Origin of the sequence: Chryseobacterium gossypii (assembly GCF_041361455.1) — a bacterium.
Classification (GTDB): Bacteria; Bacteroidota; Bacteroidia; order Flavobacteriales; family Weeksellaceae; genus Chryseobacterium; species Chryseobacterium gossypii.
On record NZ_JBGCUR010000057.1, the window covers coordinates 1 to 4,633 of the forward strand.

General features: G+C 37.3%; 3 protein-coding genes. All 3 read right to left on the minus strand.

Going from position 1 to position 4,633, the window contains the following annotated elements:
* A partial coding sequence (locus ABMQ40_RS16420; protein WP_370901552.1) for a DUF6443 domain-containing protein occupies window positions 1-977 on the minus strand: 977 nt, incomplete at its 3' end.
* Window positions 978-983: 6 nt separating this feature from the next.
* Window positions 984-4,397, minus strand: a complete 3,414-nt coding sequence (locus ABMQ40_RS16425) for a hypothetical protein (protein WP_370901554.1) — start codon at window positions 4,395-4,397, stop codon at window positions 984-986.
* 6 nt (window positions 4,398-4,403) lie between these two features.
* On the minus strand, window positions 4,404-4,633 hold a 230-nt coding region (locus ABMQ40_RS16430), incomplete at its 5' end, for a T9SS type A sorting domain-containing protein (protein ID WP_370901556.1).

The window sequence follows — 4,633 nt, forward strand, 5'->3', positions numbered from 1 at the left end:
TGATCATACTTGGTAAAGATCCATTGTTTGGAAGCTCCAAGATTGGCATCCTGGGCCATCACCAGACGGTCCTGCTTGTCATACACCATATATTCCCAGCCTTTCCCGGGAAGCCTTTTTTCTACTAACCTGTTTCTGCCATCATAACGGTACTGGTAAAAGTTTCCATTTAAAAAGTTATCGGCAAACTGTGTGCCTACAGTAGTATTTCTGGCTGAGTAGGAGGCATTGGGAGGCATAACAAATGCCAGCTGGTCATATTCGTTGTATATATAGTAAGTATCTGCATTTTCTGTAGCACTTAATACTTTTCTTACCAGTATAACCTGTCCCTGTCCATTTTTAAATTCTATGGTTTTATTGCCATCTTCATCCGTTACCGTATTTTTGTACAGCTGATTGGCTTTATAATAACCACCAACGGAATTGGCATCATCCGATACTTTCAAAGTGGACTGGGTTCTGCCTTCTACAAAGGTCGTGGTGGTTATATATTTTCTAACTTCTGAAGCGGCATTGGCATCATACCCAAACTGAACAGGCTTGGTGTCCCAGGCATTTCCCATCTGCTTTTGCTGTAATATCCTGTCTAAAGGAGAGTTTTCCAGGATCTTTTCCGAATAGATCTTTTCTGCTCCGTACACTGAGGCAGCATTGCCTAAAGGATTAGGAACAATAGCCCCGTTGAGTGTTGAGGATTGGGGAACAGGCAAATAATCCTTCACCTGCCTTCCAAAAGCATCATATTCGATAGGGGTCACCACATCTTTCCCCTGAGGAGAAGCTTTTACATTCACCACCTGCTTGGGTCTTCCCAAGCCATCATAGTACTGAACCGTTTCTGAGGTTTTAGTAGGTGTGGTTCCGTTATAATCTAAGTAGGTCTTTGTGTAAACATAATTTTCCGTGGGGCTTAGCTGTGCATGAGCTAATCCTGATAATACTAAAGCTCCTGCGGAAATGAGTATTTTTTTCATCGGTTATTAGTTTTTGTAGTTGTATTTGAATTCTTTCAACACTTTCCCGTTCACATCCACTATCTTCTCCAGCCTGTTGGCAGAATCATAAATATAGTTTTCTCTTATTCCGGATGGTGGAGTGATGCTTCTTACTCCAATGAGCGGATCATAAGTGTAAGTAGTTATTTGATATTGGGATAAGCTGCTGCTCTTTCTGAAGTTGTCCAGTGCTGTTAAAAAAGAAGTTTCATCATTATTGGCCAAAGCTGAGGCATCAGTATTGGAAGCATTGACAATACTATCAATAAGAGACTGGGTAATATCAGAAAACTTGGCACCTTCTATTTTAGCAATAGGCTGAGTCTGATTATAGCCCCAGATAATAGTTACAGGAACCCCATTTTTGGTAGTATATTGTTGCAGATTGCCAAAAGCATCATACTTATCATAGCTTACTTCTGTATAACTGGTCCCATTGTTTAAAATATCATAGGATAAAACAGAGCTTGGATACAGATTGGAAAGATTATCATATCTTATTTCTGATTTTGAAGTGATTCTCCCGGAATCGGAAGTGTTTTCTTTCCGAACCGTACTTGTCTCCAATGGAATACCGATCATATTGGCATCAATTAGTCTTTGATTGGATTTTTCATGAGCATACTGATAGCTTGTAATATCTATTTCACCATCTGTTAAACTTTTGGTAATTACCGAAGGATAATCATTGGTATTATAAACCGTATTGCTGGAAATCGTTACAGAACTCTGTACACCATTTTTGTAAAAATATAAAGTTTCCTGTTTCCCTACGGGCAGCGTCATCCCGAATTTTTCAAAATTCTTATATGGAGTGGTCAAAATGATCCCAGGGAAATGGCTGACAAAGTCTGAATAGCCGGAATATTTATAATATTCAGAGATCACATTATTATAAAAGTTATCTTTAATTTTAATACCATCATTTTTTTCGTATTCGGTGCTGGTATAACTTGTAATGGATTCTGACAATAAACGGTTGTCTTCATCATATTTTTTCTCTGAGACCAGTTGCCCTCTTAAATAATCATAATTGGGGACAGGTATTACTGGCATTTGCGCAGAAATAGCCTCATTAGGATAATCAATGGGAGATCTGTAGGTATATACTGTTTTTCCATTCGTTTTGCCTGTATTATCTATCTGTTTTACGGTAATATATTTATATCCGACATCTGCACCTTGGGTTTTCTGAACCGGTAGAATATTGTAATCCGTAGTAGTGTTGAAATTAGCACTATAAGTGATCTGTGGCTCATATACCTTATCTTTATATGAATAAATTTCATTATAATGAAATATTGGCTTTGGAAAAACAAGTGCTCCACTGCTCTTTTGCGCCTGTGTAATATCATGGTAATCATATAGGTATTTCTTGACGAAACTGCTGGTAGCCGGACTATCATAATAAGTGATTTCATTGATTCTTAAGCCTCCACCACTGTAACTATGATCACCATTCGTATTGATTGCTTCTACAAAAACAGTTCTGGTGAAATGTGCGCCGAAATAATTTGATAAAGGCATATTAGGGCCTGATCCACTCTTAGTAAGAGAAGCATAATAGGTACCTGCTTCTAGAGAAATATAGCTATCTTGTTCTGTTACCAGTGGATTGTCTGGATCTATAGGATATGGATTAGAGACTGGACAGGTTGGACATGTAATTTGTTGGTAACCAGGTATTTGTTGAACTTGTATGAATTGATCGCCAACTTTTTTATAAATAGTTAAGGTCCAGTTGTAATATGTTAGGTTCCCAAAGTCAACATGAATATTAACTGTTTGTGGGTTGTCTAATGTAAAAAATTCCTCTTTATAATTTGCGTTGAATTCAGAGAAACTAACCCCAATAGTATAATCCTGAGTTACATATTCTCCGGTAACCTCTTCCATCGCAGAACCGTCAGCTACAGAATTGTAGCTGTAATCATTTTCTCCAAAGTTAAAATCTACTCTTCCCTTTGTAGGATAGATCATGGATTTGAGTACATCTGTAGTAATCCCTCCTTTATAATATCCCCATGGATCTTTATGAAGAAGTGTATTCGATGAGGTGTAATCCAGGCTATATACAGAATTCCCATTATTTGGTGAAATTTTTGTTACTTGCGTCAATAACATTTTCTTCAGTGTTTGTGGCTGCCCCAAAACAGGTTGAAAGTTAGTATTGGAATATTCATAATCCAGCACATATTTATCTGTATAGGAATTGCTTGCGCCTTGACCGATAATATTAACCTGCACTGATTTTAATTTATACAGTTCATTGGAGTTGGTATAATTGGAATCCTGTCTTCCCGCTTCATAGTTGAAATAGACGGTCCCTTTTCCTCTTAAGTCGATACTTGTAAGAAGCTTGGTCTGGGAAGTACTGAACGTAGTCTGTCTTTCATAGGAACCTGGCATATTACCCTCTGGAGAAGGTTGTCCGATAACAGTATTGTTGTATATAACACCGCTCGCCAGTCTGTTTGTTGTTGTAGGCGTTTCTTCAAATTTAACGGTAGAGCTCAGGTCGTAATGAAACATAGCCAGATTCACATCACTCTGATCATTGATCTTTGTTAAATGAAAGGCCGAATAATAATCCCCTGTTTCCCAAGTTGAATTAAGCCCGCCGGTACCAGTTATCAAACCTACTTTTACTGAGCTAGTGCTTTTTCCGGATTTTTCCATGGCGTCAAATATATACTTGACTCCTTTATCATCGATAATGGTAAATGAATTGATAATGCCAGTCGTGTTATCTGTGTTACAGATTATCTGAAGATTGTTTCTGTCTAGTTTATCTGTAGTATAATTTCCGTTGCTGTTTTTTTTAACGATAAACCTACCGGTGTTCCCTGCAAAATTATATTGGTAAAGATCATATTCTGTATCATATTTACCCATAGCCGCATTGAATGCATAATCGTTGATATCAATATTTTCATTGTTGATCAGTTTAGCGGTAGGGTTATTGACTTCATTATAAATGCCATATTTAGTTTTTGGAGGAGAAGATAAAGGAACAGTTCTGTTTTTTTCATCTGGGTTACCTCCTCTCACTGTTCTTGAAATTGTACCACCAGCGATTAAACTCCATCCTAATCCCGTTTCTCCGGATCTGTCATCTGGTTTTGCATTTAATGGATGATACTTCAGTTGTATATTTATACTAACAGCTGAATTACTGGTTGGAAAATTAAATAAAGGAATATTGATATCCGGGATCCCCGTATAATAACTTACAGGGACCTCTTCAAATTTCATCAGGTTATTTGAAGTAGGTGCTGCAGGAAACATTTTATTGATATCACCAATATAGCTTTTACCATTATCTGTAGAGTTCTGGGCTCGAAATGAATTATTTAATGAAGTGAATAATAAAATAATGATTATTGTTGTTCTTTTCATCTTAGTTTATTTCTTAATGATTTTCGCACTTGCGTTTTTATTAGTATCAGTTTTAATGGTCATCAGGTAAGCTCCCTGACTCAGGGGCTGGGTATTGATCTTTGTAACCTTGTTTCTGGTTTTCAGGCTTTCCAGCTGTCTTCCTGACATATCATACAAGAGAATCTCTGCCTCCTTGAAATCATACCCGATCTCCACATAAGTATAATCCGATACAGGATTCGGATACACCCTGA

What these genes read in the sequence shown, in the direction of transcription:
- ABMQ40_RS16425 (WP_370901554.1), bottom strand. Translation starts at nt 4,397, where the DNA reads ATGAAAAGAACAACAATAATCATTATTTTATTATTCACTTCATTAAAT.